We start from the raw sequence: 13,331 nt of genomic DNA on the forward strand, positions 1-13,331 counted from the left end.
GAGTGCTTCGCGCATCCACTGCCACACCGTGTGAATTGGCCCCGTGTCATTGGCCCCGGGTGGCCCCGCTCCTCGTGCGCCAGCACCCCACCCGAGCCAGGCTGAGCAGTCCGACAAGGAGACGGCGTGAACGACGAGTACCGCGCGGAACAGTCCCCGCAGCAGCCCGGGGGCCGGTTCCGCCCGCAGGTGTTACTCGCGACTTCCGGCGTGGTGCTGGCCACCGTGTTCGCCTCGGTGGCCACGCTCGCCGCGTCCGGGCAGGGCGCCGACATGGCCGAGCAACCCGTGTCGCACAACGACAAGCTGACCACGTCGAGCCGGACGGGCGGCACCACCACGGTCACCGCCACCGACGTCTCACTGTCCGAAACGGACACCAGCGGCGCGGCGTCGAGCGTGAGCGACACCAGGACCGGGCCCTCCTCGTCGGTGCGGCGCACCACCATCACCCGTCCGGACGGCACCACCACCACGGTCGACGACACCTCCCCGGTGGACCCGGGCACCCCGCAGGACCCGGGTGACCCGGGCACGCCGAACGACCCGGGCCCGGGACAGACCAGCAGTTCCAGCAAGCCAGCCGACCCGCCCGCCTCGACCTCCTCCAGCCCGCCGCCGCACAGCAGCACGCCGCCCGACCCCGGCGACACCAGCTCGACGTCGCCGCCCCCGCCGGGCGACCAGGGCGCGGCAGCGTCCTGACCCGCACGGCGTCCTGACCCGCACGGCGTACTGACCCTCGCGGGTCCTGGCCCTGACAGGCCGTAGCCTGGGGACGTGACCGAACTGGCCGCGCACCCCTGCCGCAGCCGCTGCGCGTGGCGGCCGACCCGGCGGGAGTTGGCGGGCCTGCCGGTGCTGGCCTGTCAGGGCTGCGGCTCGCAGTGGGTGCGCAGCGAGCCGTGGACCCCGATCGACCACGACGGGCGCATCCCGGACGCGGTGCGCGCCGAGCTGGCCCGGCGCGACACCGGCTGAGCGCGCTACAGCTCGAAGCGGTAGCCCATGCCGGGTTCGGTGATCAGGTGGCGCGGGTGCGCCGGCACCGGTTCCAGCTTGCGGCGCAGCTGCGCCAGGTAGACCCGCAGGTAGTGCGACTCGGTGACGTACGCCGGCCCCCACACGTCCTGGAGCAGCTGCTTCTGCGCGACCAGCCGGCCCCGGTTGCGCACCAGCACCTCCAGCACGCCCCACTCGGTGGGGGTCAGGTGCACCTCGCCGCCGTCCTTGTGCACCTTCTTGGCCACCAGGTCCACCACGAACGAGGCGGTCGTCACCACCGGCTCCTCGGGTTCGCCGCCGCCCGTGGTGGACCTGCGCACGGCCGCGCGCAGCCGGGCCAGCAGCTCGTCCATGCCGAACGGCTTGGTCACGTAGTCGTCGGCGCCGGCGTCCAGCGCCTCGACCTTGTCGGTGGAGTCGGTGCGGGCGGACAGCACGATGATCGGCACCCGGCTCCAGCCGCGCAGCCCGGCGATCACCTCGGTGCCGTCCATGTCGGGCAGCCCCAGGTCCAGCACGACCACGTCGGGCTTGCCCTCGGCCGCGGCGCGCAGCGCGGCCGTGCCGTCGTGCGCGGTGAGCACCTGGTAGCCCCGGGCGGTCAGGTTGATCCGCAACGCCCGCACGATCTGCGGCTCGTCGTCGATCACCAGCACCTTGGTCACGCCTGTCCCCTCTCCGCCAGTTGCCCCGGCTGCGCTGACCGCTCCGGCTGCGCTGACCGCTCCGGCTGCGCTGACTGCTCCGGCTGCGCCGGGGATGGCTCGCCGTCCCTGCCGCACGCGGGCAGCGAGATCACCACGGTCAGGCCCCCGCCCGGGGTGTCCTCGGCCCGAATCGTGCCACCCATCGCCTCGGTGAAGCCCTTGGCCACGCTCAGCCCCAGGCCCACGCCGGGGGTGGCGTCCCGGTCACCCAGTCGCTGGAACGGCTCGAACAGCGCGTCCTCGGTGTGCCGGGGCAGGCCGGGGCCGTGGTCGACCACGCGCAGCTCCACGCTGGCCGCGTGCGCGCTGGCCCGCACGGCCACGGCCGGCTCGTCCGGGCTGATCCGGCCGTCGCCGTCCACGTCCACCTGCCGGCGCGGCCTGGACCGGCCGTGCCGCAGCGCGTTGTCCACCACGTTGGCCACCACCCGCTCCAGCAGGCCCACGTCGGCCAGCACCCTCGGCAGGTGCTCGTCCACGTCCACCGCGACCAGCTGGCGGTCCTCCAACCCGGTCAGTGCCCTGGCCACGACCTCGTCGTAGCCGACGGGTTTGCGCAGCGGGCGCACCGCGCCGGTGGCCAGCCGCGACGAGTCGAGCAGGTTGTCCACCAGCCCGGTCAGCCGGTCGGCCGACTCCTCCACGGTGGCCAGTAACTCGCCGGTGTCCTCTTCGGACAGGACCAGCTCGGGGTCGCGCAGGCTGCTCACGGCCGCCTTGATCGAGGTGAGCGGGGTGCGCAGGTCGTGGCCGACCGCGGACAGCAGGGCGGTGCGCAGCTCGGTGGCCTCGGCCCGGCGCTGCGCCTCGGCGGTCTGGTCGGCCATGCGCTGCTGGCGCAGGGCGAGCAGGGCCTGGCCGGCCGCGGTCTCCAGGGCGTTGCGGTCGGCGGCCGGCAGCGGCCGGCCGCGCAGCACCAGGTGCACCTCGGGGGTGACCGCCACGTCCACGTCGGCCTCGTCCGGCTCGGCGCAGGGCGTGGCCCCCACGCAGGCCACCCGCTGCCAGCCGCCGTCGCGCCGCTCCAGCAGCGCCACGGAGGTGAGCCCGAAGTTCTCCCGCACCTTCTCCAGCAGCCGGGCCAGCGGGAACGGGTGGGTGAGCACGGTGTGCGCGTAGGAGGCCAGCAGGGTGGCCTCGGTGCGGGCCCTGGCCGCCTGCTCGGCCCGCCGCGCCGCGCCGTCCACCACCAGCGCCACCAGCACCGCCACCACGACCATGGCCACCAGGGTGACCACGTTCTTCTGGGCGTCCACGCTGAGCGTGTACACCGGCTCGGTGAAGAAGAAGTTCAGCAGCAGGGCGCTGAGCACGGAGGCGACCAGCGCCGGGCCGAGCCCGCCGACCAGGGCCACCACCACGGTGGCGAAGAAGAAGTCCACCACGTTGGTGGAGAAGTCCAGTTCCCGCCGCAGCAGCACGCCGACGGTGGTGGCCAGCAGCGGGCACAGCACGGCAAGCAGCCAGCCGGCCAGCTGCCTGGGCAGCGCCAGCGGGCTGCGGCCGAGCATGGTGCGGATGCGCCCGCCGGAGTGCGCGTGGGTGACCATGTGCACGTCGATCGGGCCGGACCGCTGCAGCACGGCCGCGCCGATGCCCTCGTCGAACAGCCGGGCCAGCCGGGACCGGCGGGACGTGCCCAGCACCAGCTGGGTGGCGTTGACGCCCCTGGCGAAGTCCAGCAGCGCGGTGGGCACGTCGTCGCCGACCACGGTGTGCCAGGAGGCGCCCACGTCCTCGGCCAGCCGGCGGAACCGGCCGACCGTGCCGGACGGCACCCCGGCCAGGCCGTCGCCGCGCAGCACGTGCAGCACCAGCAGGTCGGCGCCGGCCCGGCTGGCGATCCGCCTGGCCCGGCGGATCAGCGTCTCGCTCTCCGGGCCGCCGGTGATCGCGGCCACCACCCGCTCCCGGGTCTCCCAGGTGTCGGTGATCCGCTTCTCCGCCCGGTAGCGGTGCAGTGCCACGTCCACCTGGTCGGCCACCCACAGCAGGGCCAGCTCGCGCAGGGCGGTGAGGTTGCCCGGGCGGAAGTAGTTGCTCAGGGCCGCGTCGATGCGGTGCGCCGGGTAGACGTTGCCGTGCGCGAGCCGGCGGCGCAGCGCCTCCGGGGTGATGTCGACCAGTTCGACCTGCTCGGCGCGGCGCACCACCTCGTCGGGCACGGTCTCCTGCTGCGGCACCCCGGTGATCCGCTCGACCACGTCGTTGAGGCTCTCCAGGTGCTGGACGTTCACCGTGGACAGCACGTCGATGCCGGCCTCCAGCAGTTCCTCGACGTCCTGCCAGCGCTTGGCGTTGCGGGAGCCGGGCACGTTGGTGTGGGCCAGCTCGTCGACCAGCGCCACCTCGGGCCGGCGGGCCAGCAGCGCGTCCACGTCCAGCTCGGTGAACTGCCGGCCGCGGTGGGTCAGGGTGCGCCGGGGCACCTGCTCCAGGCCGGCCACCAGCTCCGCCGTCCTGGCCCGGCCGTGCGTCTCGACCAGGCCGACCACCACGTCGGTGCCGCGTTCGCGGCGGCGCTGCGCCTCGCCGAGCATGGCGAAGGTCTTGCCCACCCCCGGAGCGGCACCGAGGTAGATGCGCAGTTCTCCCCGTCTGGTGCCGCCCCTGGCTGTTCGTTCCCCGTCCACCGCACCAGTGTGCGCCGGCCCGTCATCACCCCGATCGCTGGTCTGACCGTCCGATCCGCCGACTGCCACCGAACCCGGTGGTGTCGGGCCTGGTGCCAGGCCTGGTGCCGGACGACGCCGTCGGGCCCCCGGCGCGGTCCGCCGCGGCTGCAATCCACCTCACACCACCACCGGTCACCCGGGCGAGACCCACGGGTAACCGAGTGGTGCTACCGGTAACGCTCCGCGCTACGCCAAGTGCCTGATGACAAGCGCCCGGTTAAGTAGTTTCATAGGTAATGAATGCAGTTTACCTGCTCGCAACATCACCCGATCTCCAGCCAAGGGCGTGAAGGAGAACGCGCATGTGTGGCATCACCGGATGGGTCTCGTTCGACCGTGATCTGAGCACCGAGCGGCCCACCGTGGAAGCGATGACGGAGACCATGTCCTGCCGCGGTCCGGACGCGGCCGGCACCTGGTACGACCGGCACGCCGCCCTCGGCCACCGCCGGCTGGCCATCATCGACCTGCCCGGCGGCGCCCAGCCCATGGCCGAGGCCACCGCCGACGGCCAGCAGGTCGCCATGGTCTACAGCGGCGAGTCCTACAACTTCACCGAGCTGCGCGACGAACTGCGCCGGCGCGGCCACCAGTTCCGCACCGACAGCGACACCGAGGTGGTGCTGCACGGCTACCTGGAGTGGGGCGAGGCCCTGGCCGAGCGGCTCAACGGCATGTACGCCTTCGCCATCTGGGACAGCCGCAGCCAGAAGCTGGTCATGGTGCGCGACCGGATGGGCATCAAGCCGTTCTACTACTACCCCACCGCCGACGGCGTGCTGTTCGGCTCGGAGCCCAAGGCCATCCTGGCCAACCCGCTGGCCAAGCGCGTGGTCGGGCTGACCGGGCTGCGGGAGCTGATGAGCTTCAGCAAGACCCCCGGCGAGGCGATCTGGGAGGGCATGCGCGAGGTCGTGCCCGGCACCGTGGTCACGGTGGACCGCAACGGCCTGCGCGAGCACGTGTACTGGCGGCTGGGCACCCACGAGCACACCGACGACCAGCAGACCACCGTGACCAGGGTGCGGGAACTGCTCGACGACATCGTCCGCCGCCAGCTGGTCGCCGACGTGCCGCGCTGCGTGCTGCTCTCCGGCGGCCTGGACTCCAGCGCGATCACCGCGCTGGCCAGCCAGCAGCTCGGCGAGCAGGGCGAGAAGGTGCGCAGCTTCGCCGTGGACTTCGTCGGCCAGGCGGAGAACTTCGTGGCCGACGAGCTGCGCGGCACCCCGGACACCCCGTACGTGCACGACGTGGCCGAGCACGTCGCCTCCGAGCACTCCGACATCGTGCTCGACCACACCCGGCTGGCCGACCCGGACGTGCGGCGCCGGGTGATCACCGCCCGCGACCTGCCCAACAGCCTCGGCGACATGGACGCCTCGCTGTTCCTGCTGTTCAAGGCGATCCGGGAGCACTCGACCGTGGCGCTGTCCGGTGAGTCCGCCGACGAGGTGTTCGGCGGCTACCGCTGGTTCCACGAGCCCGAGGTGCAGCGGGCCGACACCTTCCCGTGGATCGCCAGCCGGGTGCTCAGCGGCCAGACCCAGCGGCGCACCGTATACTCCGCCGACCTGCTGGCCAAGGCCGACCTGGCCGGGTACATGCGGGACGGCTACGCCAGCGCGGTGGCCGAGGTGGACCCGCTGCCCGGGGAGAGCGAGCACGAGCGGCGCATGCGGGTGATCAGCTACCTGCACCTGACCCGGTTCGTGCGCGTGCTGCTGGACCGCAAGGACCGGATGAGCATGGCGGTCGGCCTCGAGGTGCGCGTGCCGTTCTGCGACCACCGCCTGGTCGAGTACGTCTACAACGCGCCGTGGTCGCTGAAGACCTACGACAGCCGGGAGAAGAGCCTGCTGCGCGGGGCGACCAGGGACGTGCTGCCGCAGTCCGTGGTGGACCGGGTGAAGAGCCCCTACCCGTCCACACAGGACCCGCACTACGCCGCCGCGATCCAGCAGCAGCTCAAGGAACTGCTGGCCAACCGCGACCACCAGGTGTTCGACCTGATGGACCGCGCGGTGCTGACCGAACTGGCCGAGCTGGACCCGACCAGCATGCCCTCCCTCACCCGCAACAGCATCGATCTCGCCCTCAACATGGCGACATGGCTGGACATCTACCGCCCCGAGATGCGACTGTCCTGAACGAACCTGGCGAATCGGACAGGGCAGTGTTGTAGGGCGTCTTCAGGGAGGCCGGGATGACCACCAGTGCGACCAGTCGGGAAGCGCTCAGCCTGGTGGTCGCCCTGCACCGGTTGGTGCGCAGCCTCCGGCACACCTCCAAGGCGGCCGGGCTGCAACCGACCCAGCTGGTCGTGCTGTCCCAGCTGATGGAGTCCGGGCCGATGCGCATCGGCGAGCTGGCCGTCCGGGTTCCCTGCTCCCAACCCACCGCCACCACGGTGGTGACCAGCCTGGAGACCGCCGGGCTGGTCCGCAGGGAACCCGACCCGGCCGACGGCCGCGCCACCCGGGTGCTGATCACCGACGAGGGCAGGACCACGATCATCTCGGTGGCCCACGGCGAGGCCGAACTGCTCTCCGAGCGCATGGCCCGGCTGCCCGAGGCCGAACGCGCCGCCCTGGCCAACCTGACCCCGGTCCTGCGCCACCTCGCCGAAATCCCCGCGAGTTGACTTTGCAAACCCCCCGAGTTGACACTTCAGGCAGGGCCATCCGGGTGACGAAAGACCTGGGCCGGGCAGGCCAGGGCGTCAGGAGGGCCGGGCGCTGCGGGGTGGCGGCTGGCAGCGGGGGCAGGAGAAGGACGAGCGGTTCATGAACGCCTCACGTCGGATCGGCGTGCCGCACCGGGAACACGGCTGCCCCTCCTGGCCGTAGGCGTTGAGCGAGCGGTCGAAGTAGCCGGACTGGCCGTTGATGTTGACGTAGAGCGCGTCGAACGAGGTGCCGCCGGCCCGCAGCGCCTCACCCATCACCTGGCTGGCGGCCTCGATCAGCGTGTCGCACTGCGCCCTGGTCAGCCGGTCGGTGGGCCGGGACCAGTGCAGCCTGCTCCGCCACAGCGCCTCGTCGGCGTAGATGTTGCCCACCCCGGAGATCAGGGTCTGGTCCAGCAGCGCCCGCTTGACCTCGGTGCGCCTGGCCCGCAGCGCCCTGATCACCGCGTCGCGGTCGAAGCGCGGGTCCATGGGGTCGCGGGCGATGTGCGCCACGGGCAGCGGCAGGTGCTCGCCGTCCACCTGGACCAGTTCGGCCAGTGCCAGGCCACCGAACGTGCGCTGGTCGACGAACCGCAGCTCCGGGCCGTCGTCGGCGAACCGGAACCGCACCCGCAGGTGCTTCTCGTCGGGCGCGCCCACCGGCTGGACCAGCATCTGCCCGCTCATCCCCAGGTGGGCGAGCATGGCCTCGCCGTCACCACCGGTTCCGGCGAACTCACCCGCGGTGACCTGGTGCGCGGCATCGGTCGGGCCGGCCAGGTCCACCCACAGGTACTTGCCCCGGCGGCGCACCCCGGCCATCCGCTGGCCGACCAGCCGGGCGGCGAAGTCGGCGGCGCCGGGCAGGTGCCGGCGGATCGCCCGGGGGTGCAGCACCTCGACGTGGCTGATCGTCCGGCCGGCCACGTGCGCCTGCAGGCCCAGCCGGACGACCTCCACCTCGGGTAGTTCAGGCACGCGGCAACCCCTGCTCGTGTGAAACGGTGGCACGCGGCACGCCACGGCCCGCCCCGCCGGGAGGCAGGGGCGGGCCGTGGTCGCTACGCGCTCTCGTCCGACTCGACGGCCCCGGCCTCGCCGGCCTGCTCGGCTTCCTGGCCGGCCTTGATCTGCTCGGACAGGGCCTGCCAGGCGGCCTGGGCGGCCTTCTGCTCGGCTTCCTTCTTGGTGCGCCCGTCCCCGAGCCCGTAGGGCTGACCGCCGACCAGCACGGTGGCGGTGAACTCCTTGCGGTGGTCCGGGCCCTGGTCGTCCACCCGGTACTCGGGCACACCCAGGCCGGCCGACGCGGTGAGTTCCTGCAGACTGGTCTTCCAGTCCAGGCCCGCACCCCGCTGCGGCGCCTCGGCCAGCAGCTTCTCGAACAGTCGGAGCACCAGTTCGCGGGCGGTCTCGACGCCGTGCTGGAGGTACACCGCTCCGATCACGGCTTCGAGACCGTCAGCGAGAATGCTCGCCTTGTCCCGGCCACCGGTGAGTTCCTCGCCCCGCCCGAGCAGCAGGTAGGCGCCGAGGCCACCGTCACCGAGTTGGCGAGCCACGCTGGCCAACGCGTGCATGTTCACCACGCTCGCCCGCAGCTTGGCCAACTGCCCCTCGGGCAGTTGCGGGTGGGACCGGTAGAGCTTGTCCGTCACCACCAGGCCGAGCACGGCGTCACCCAGGAACTCCAGCCGCTCGTTGGGCGGGAGTCCCCCGTTCTCGTACGCGTACGAGCGGTGTGTCAGCGCCAGGACCAGCAGCTCGGCGTCCAGATCAACGCCGAGCGCCTTCAGCAGGGGGGTACGGTCGCGCGGGCCACCCCGAGATCCCCTACCCCCCATTGCACATCGCTGCCTTCACCAAGGGATCAGGCCGAGGGCCGGACAACCTGACGGCCGTCGTACTGGCCACACGCCGGGCAGGCCACGTGCTGCGGCTTGGGCTGACGGCAGGCGCGGTTCGAGCAGGCGACCAGGTGCACCGCAGTGGTCTTCCACTGGGACCGGCGCGAACGCGTGTTCGAGCGCGACATCCTTCGCTTCGGGACGGCCACGTCTAGTTCTCCTCAACAGGTCAGTCTGCTCTTGCGGCGAGCGTCGACTCTGGTTGTCAGTTCCGTTGGTTACTGCGATGCCTCGCCAAACCGCTCCCGCAGGGCGGCCCAACGAGGGTCAATCGTCTCATGCCCGTGATCCGGGCCGAGGTCGGCCCGGCGGCCACCGCACTCAGGGCACAGCCCGAGGCAGTCCGGCGAACACAGCGGCACCTGCGGCAATGCCAGCACGACCGCGTCACGCACGGCGGGTTCGAGGTCGATCAGGTCATCGACGATCCGGCTGACCTCGTCCTCGTCGGTGGTCGCCTCGGTGGCGCTCTCCGGGTAGGCGTACAGCTCGGTCAGCTCCGCGGTGACCCGGTCGGTCAGCGGGTCGAGGCAGCGCGAGCACTCGCCCCTGGTCGCCGCGCTCGCGGTGCCCGAGACGAGGACGCCCTCCACCACCGCTTCCACCAGCAGGTCGAGTTCCACGTCGGCCCCCTCGGGCACCGCGATCACGTCAACGAGCCCGAGCCCGGCCGGAGCCGGGACCGTCCTGCGGTAGGTGCGGCTGGTCCCCGGCCGCCGCCCGAGGTCCCTGGTGTCGATGACCCAGGGCCCGGCGGTTGCCGGACGTGCTGCTGCGGAACGGTGCTCAGACATGGTTGGACTCAAGACGTTGTGGACCCGAAGTGCTGTCGACTCAGGGTGCTGTGGACTCAGGCTGCTGTTCTCAGGCTGCGGTGTTCTCAGGCTGCCGGGCACGTGTTGTGCTGGCTGGCACCACGGCCAGCCCACCCAGAGTACGGGACAACCCCGTCCGGATCAAAAACCGGCACGGGGGCCGCTCCCCGACCCATCGGCACCGGTCACGAGTTGTAGTCGTAGGGCGCGGCGGCCACGGTGTTCAGCGCTGGCCCGCGCAGGTGCGAGCGGCCCTTGCCGACGCTGCGCAGCGTGTGCGAGAGCAGGTCCTCGAACTCCGCCAGCTTGCCGTCCACGTAGGCGTCGCACTCCTGGCGCAGCCGGGCCGACTCGGCGTTGGCCGCGTCCACGATGCGCGCGGACTCCTCCCGCGCCGCCTGCACGACCTCGGTCTGCGAGACGAGCCTGGCCTGCTCGGCGCGGCCCTCCTCGATGGCCCGCTCGTAGTTGGCGCGACCGGCCTGGACCATCCGGTCGGCCTCGCTGTGCGCCCTGGCCACCAGGTCCTCGTACTCCTGGCGGCCGGCGTTGACCGCCCGCTCCGCCTCGTGCTGCGCCTCGGCCAGCATCCGCTCGGCCCTGGCTCTGGCCTCGGACACCATTCGGTCGGCCTCGGCGCGGGCCTCGGCGAGCGCGCGCTCGGCCTCGGAGCGGGACTTGCTCAGGCTCTGCTCGGCCTCGTGCTGGGCCCGGCCGACGATCTCGTCGCGCGCGTCGAGCACGTCCTGGGCGTCGTCGAGTTCGGCGGGGATGGCGTCGCGGATGTCGTCGAGCAGTTCGAGCACGTCACCGCGCGGCACCACGCACCCGGAGGTCATGGGCACGCCGCGGGCCTCTTCAACGATGGTCACCAACTCGTCAAGGGCCTCGAACACTCGGTACACGTCGCACTCCTCGCCCCGACGCCAGTCGCGGCGTCCAGTCTGCCTTGTTCTCACCGTCCGACCGGGTAGGCGGACCGGGCGTGTCCGGGACGGCGGGAGCCGCTCCGGAGCACGCCCCAACGGCCGGCCCGACCGACCTGACCGATCCGACCGGACTGACCCGTCCATGATCTCAGGAGTTGATGTCGACGAGGTCGAAACTCGCGTAATGGTCGTCGGTGTAGAAGTACTCGCCGGCCGAGCCGGTGACGATGCGGCGGGCGCCGCGCGTGCTGCTGCCCGGGGTCTTCACCGTGTACTCGTGGTAGTAGCCGCTGGCGCAGGTGGGCAGCAGGCCCTCGCGGTTCTGGAACACGGTGCCGTCCTGCGGATACGGGAAGGGGCCGCCGGCCAGAATCAGCTCGACCGTGTCGGTGGCCTGGGACGGCAGGTCGGAGAGGTCGACCCGGTGGAACCCGGAGGTGTTGCCGCAGGCGGCCCTGGTCGAGACCGCGCTCGTCGGCAGGGTCGGGGCGGCGCCGGGGGCCGCGACCGAGGTGGCCGCCAGACCGACCACGCCGACCACGGCGAGCAGGAAGGCGGCCAACGTCTTCGCCATGCTGGCTGTGATGCGGTTCATGTAACGAAAGGTAAATCGTTCACGTTGTGCCCGCGAGGATTTGACATTAACCCACGGTGTCGAGTCGGGGTGAGGCTCACTCGCTGTCGCCTCCCGGTGGCATGCTGACGCGCGTGGAATTGACTGTGCAAGAACTCGCCGCGCAAGCCGGCATTCGGCGGGCGCGCCGCGCGGACGTGGACCGGATCGTGGAGCTGCTGGCCGCGGACCAGATCGGGGCGGGCCGGGAGACCCCGGGCGACCCCACCTACCTGGCGGCCTTCGAGCGGATCGCGGCCGACCCGAACCAGTTGCTGGTGGTGGCCGAGGCGGACGGCGAGGTGGTCGGCACCCTCCAGCTCACGTTCACCCCCGGCCTGTCCCGCGGGGGCATGACCAGGGCGACCGTGGAGGCGGTGCGGGTGCGCGCGGACCAGCGCGGCAGCGGGCTGGGCCAGCGGATGCTGCGGTGGGCCGTTGCCGAGTCACGTCAGCGCGGCTGCGGCCTGGTGCAGCTCACCACGGACGCCCGCCGCACCGACGCGCACCGGTTCTACGAGCGGCTCGGCTTCCAGCCGACGCACGTGGGGATGAAGCTGTCCCTGTGAGGCGGCCCCTGGGCGGCGGCCCCTGGGCGGCGGCCCCTGTCAGCCCCTGTGACGCGGACGCGGTGCGGCTGCCGCTGTGCGGCGCCTCAGCGCTGTTCGGCCAGGCGCTGCACCAGGCGCTGCTCGACCAGGGGCGGCAGCAGGCTGGACACGTCCCCGCCGTAGGTGGCCACCTCCTTGACCAGGGAGCTGGCCAGGAAGCTGTAGATCGGGTTGGTGGGCATGAACAGGGTTTCGACGCCGGACAGCTGCAGGTTCATCTGCGCCATCTGCAGCTCGTAGTCGAAGTCGCTGACCGCCCGCAGGCCCTTGACGATCACGCCGATCTCGTGCTCGCGGCAGTAGTCGACGAGCAGTCCGTGCCAGGCGTCCACCCGGACGTTGGGCCACTGCTCGGTGACCATGCGGAGCATGTCCATCCGCTCGTCAACGGTGAACAGCGTGCGCTTGTTCTTGTTGATGAGGACGGCAACGACCACTTCGTCGAACAGGCTCGCCGACCGCCCGATGACGTCGAGGTGACCGTTGGTCACCGGGTCGTAGGAGCCGGGATACACCGCGCGCCTCATGAGCCGGACGGTAGCAGCCGATCGGGTTACACCGCCGCGCTCGTGGTCCTCGTCACCCGCCAGAACGGGCTGTTCGGCCGGCTGCGCGACCCGGGTCAGCCGGGGTGTACCGCGAACGGCCGAACCGCCGCCCAGTGCAGGGCGGTGTCGCCGTAGCGCTTGCGCCGCAGCGGTTCCAGTTCGGCCGGCCAGTGCGGGTCGGCGCTGCGCACGTCGCGCTCCACCACGACCACGGCGTCCGGCGCGAGCCAGCCGTTGGCCACCGCGAGGGTGAGCATCTCGTCGAGTTCGGCGTCGGCCACGGCGTACGGGGGGTCGGCGAGGACCACGTCGTAGGGCTGGGCCGCGGGCTCGCTGAGCACCCCGCGCACCGTCCTGGTCAGCACCTGCACGCCGGGCAGGCCGAGTTCGGCGGCGTTGCGCCGGAGCAGCCCGGCCGCCCGCTGGTTGGACTCGACGAACGTGGCGTGGCCGGCACCGCGGGACAGGGCTTCGAAGCCGAGCGCGCCCGACCCGGCGTACAGGTCCAGCACGCGGGCGCCGTCCAGGTCGAACTGCGCCTCCAGCGCGCTGAACAGCGCCTCCCGCACCCGCTCCGAGGTGGGCCTGGTCCCCTTGGGCGGCACCAGCAGGCGCCGGCCACCGGCCACGCCGGCCACGATCCTGGTCACCCCGCCATGGTCGCGCACGGCGCCGCGCGGTGGTGCGGGCAGCCCCCTCTCACCGAGGAGGACGCCAGGCGATCCGCGCCGGGTCCGGAGTCGGTAGGGGCGCAGCCCCCGCCCTCTGAACTGCTCCCCGGGAGTTGGACTGGCTAATTGAAGGCTAGTTGGTGAGGGCTTGGGCCCGGTATTCGGCCGGGCTCAGGCCC

The 13,331-nt window shown here is 72.1% G+C and carries 15 protein-coding genes; 5 read left to right on the forward strand and 10 right to left on the reverse strand.

All coding sequences use genetic code 11. The features are described 5' to 3' along the window. Positions 1 to 126: 126 nt before the first annotated feature. Together LX83_RS36505 and LX83_RS36510 are read left to right on the forward strand one after the other, a co-directional pair. Positions 127 to 705, forward strand: a complete 579-nt coding sequence (locus tag LX83_RS36505) for a hypothetical protein (protein WP_253780453.1) — start codon at positions 127 to 129, stop codon at positions 703 to 705. Positions 706 to 780: 75 nt separating this feature from the next. Continuing rightward, on the forward strand, positions 781 to 981 hold the full coding sequence (locus LX83_RS36510) for a hypothetical protein (protein ID WP_253780454.1): 201 nt from the start codon (positions 781 to 783) through the stop codon (positions 979 to 981). Between the two features lie 5 nt (positions 982 to 986). Here LX83_RS36510 and LX83_RS36515 read toward each other — a convergent pair whose 3' ends face one another. After that, complete coding sequence (locus tag LX83_RS36515) at positions 987 to 1,670, reverse strand: response regulator (protein ID WP_253780457.1); 684 nt, start codon at positions 1,668 to 1,670, stop codon at positions 987 to 989. Continuing rightward, positions 1,667 to 4,345, reverse strand: coding sequence for a sensor histidine kinase (locus tag LX83_RS36520; RefSeq protein WP_253780460.1), 2,679 nt, complete (start codon positions 4,343 to 4,345; stop codon positions 1,667 to 1,669). The genes LX83_RS36515 and LX83_RS36520 overlap by 4 nt, the downstream gene beginning before the upstream one ends. A gap of 344 nt (positions 4,346 to 4,689) precedes the next feature. Here LX83_RS36520 and asnB point away from each other — a divergent pair, with 344 nt between their 5' ends. Together asnB and LX83_RS36530 are read left to right on the forward strand one after the other, a co-directional pair. Beyond that, positions 4,690 to 6,537: an asparagine synthase (glutamine-hydrolyzing) gene (gene asnB / locus LX83_RS36525; protein ID WP_253780463.1), complete on the forward strand. Its 1,848-nt coding sequence runs from the start codon at positions 4,690 to 4,692 to the stop codon at positions 6,535 to 6,537. Between the two features lie 56 nt (positions 6,538 to 6,593). After that, positions 6,594 to 7,031, forward strand: coding sequence for a MarR family winged helix-turn-helix transcriptional regulator (locus tag LX83_RS36530; protein ID WP_253780466.1), 438 nt, complete (start codon positions 6,594 to 6,596; stop codon positions 7,029 to 7,031). A gap of 78 nt (positions 7,032 to 7,109) precedes the next feature. Here the strand turns inward: LX83_RS36530 and mutM are convergent, their stop codons facing one another. The 6 genes from mutM to LX83_RS36560 form a co-directional block, all read right to left on the reverse strand. Then, positions 7,110 to 8,036 carry a bifunctional DNA-formamidopyrimidine glycosylase/DNA-(apurinic or apyrimidinic site) lyase gene (gene mutM, locus LX83_RS36535; RefSeq protein ID WP_253780469.1) on the reverse strand — a complete coding sequence of 309 codons (927 nt, stop codon included), beginning with the start codon at positions 8,034 to 8,036 and terminating at the stop codon, positions 7,110 to 7,112. Positions 8,037 to 8,119: 83 nt separating this feature from the next. Further along, positions 8,120 to 8,902, reverse strand: coding sequence for a ribonuclease III (rnc, locus tag LX83_RS36540; RefSeq protein ID WP_253780471.1), 783 nt, complete (start codon positions 8,900 to 8,902; stop codon positions 8,120 to 8,122). A gap of 26 nt (positions 8,903 to 8,928) precedes the next feature. Further along, positions 8,929 to 9,114, reverse strand: a complete 186-nt coding sequence (rpmF, locus tag LX83_RS36545; protein WP_253780473.1) for a 50S ribosomal protein L32 — start codon at positions 9,112 to 9,114, stop codon at positions 8,929 to 8,931. A 69-nt stretch (positions 9,115 to 9,183) separates the two neighbouring features. After that, positions 9,184 to 9,759, reverse strand: coding sequence for a YceD family protein (locus LX83_RS36550; protein ID WP_253780475.1), 576 nt, complete (start codon positions 9,757 to 9,759; stop codon positions 9,184 to 9,186). Positions 9,760 to 9,965: 206 nt separating this feature from the next. Continuing rightward, the gene (locus LX83_RS36555; RefSeq protein WP_253780477.1) at positions 9,966 to 10,685 is read right to left on the reverse strand and encodes a DivIVA domain-containing protein; all 720 of its coding nucleotides are present in this window, start codon (positions 10,683 to 10,685) and stop codon (positions 9,966 to 9,968) included. Positions 10,686 to 10,857: 172 nt separating this feature from the next. Continuing rightward, entirely contained in the window at positions 10,858 to 11,304 is a 447-nt protein-coding gene (locus tag LX83_RS36560; RefSeq protein ID WP_253780480.1) for a ribonuclease, read from the reverse strand. 113 nt (positions 11,305 to 11,417) lie between these two features. Between LX83_RS36560 and LX83_RS36565 the strand changes: the two genes are divergently transcribed. Beyond that, positions 11,418 to 11,891, forward strand: a complete 474-nt coding sequence (locus LX83_RS36565) for a GNAT family N-acetyltransferase (RefSeq protein WP_253780482.1) — start codon at positions 11,418 to 11,420, stop codon at positions 11,889 to 11,891. A gap of 86 nt (positions 11,892 to 11,977) precedes the next feature. On the opposite strand, the gene coaD is transcribed toward LX83_RS36565, so the two are convergent. Next, on the reverse strand, positions 11,978 to 12,460 hold the full coding sequence (coaD, locus tag LX83_RS36570; protein WP_253780484.1) for a pantetheine-phosphate adenylyltransferase: 483 nt from the start codon (positions 12,458 to 12,460) through the stop codon (positions 11,978 to 11,980). A gap of 95 nt (positions 12,461 to 12,555) precedes the next feature. After that, positions 12,556 to 13,131, reverse strand: coding sequence for a 16S rRNA (guanine(966)-N(2))-methyltransferase RsmD (rsmD, locus tag LX83_RS36575; RefSeq protein WP_253780486.1), 576 nt, complete (start codon positions 13,129 to 13,131; stop codon positions 12,556 to 12,558). Between the last annotated feature and the right edge of the window lie 200 nt (positions 13,132 to 13,331).

The sequence above is a fragment of the Goodfellowiella coeruleoviolacea genome (assembly GCF_024171785.1).
Classification (GTDB): Bacteria; Actinomycetota; Actinomycetes; order Mycobacteriales; family Pseudonocardiaceae; genus Goodfellowiella; species Goodfellowiella coeruleoviolacea.

Bases quoted from the DNA above. Each gene is read 5' to 3' on its own strand.
- LX83_RS36550 (WP_253780475.1), bottom strand. From the start codon at position 9,759: ATGTCTGAGCACCGTTCCGCAGCAGCACGTCCGGCAACCGCCGGGCCC.
- coaD (WP_253780484.1), bottom strand. From the start codon at position 12,460: ATGAGGCGCGCGGTGTATCCCGGCTCCTACGACCCGGTGACCAACGGT.
- LX83_RS36530 (WP_253780466.1), top strand. From the start codon at position 6,594: ATGACCACCAGTGCGACCAGTCGGGAAGCGCTCAGCCTGGTGGTCGCC.
- asnB (WP_253780463.1), top strand. From the start codon at position 4,690: ATGTGTGGCATCACCGGATGGGTCTCGTTCGACCGTGATCTGAGCACC.
- rnc (WP_253780471.1), bottom strand. From the start codon at position 8,902: ATGGGGGGTAGGGGATCTCGGGGTGGCCCGCGCGACCGTACCCCCCTG.
- LX83_RS36560 (WP_253780480.1), bottom strand. From the start codon at position 11,304: ATGAACCGCATCACAGCCAGCATGGCGAAGACGTTGGCCGCCTTCCTG.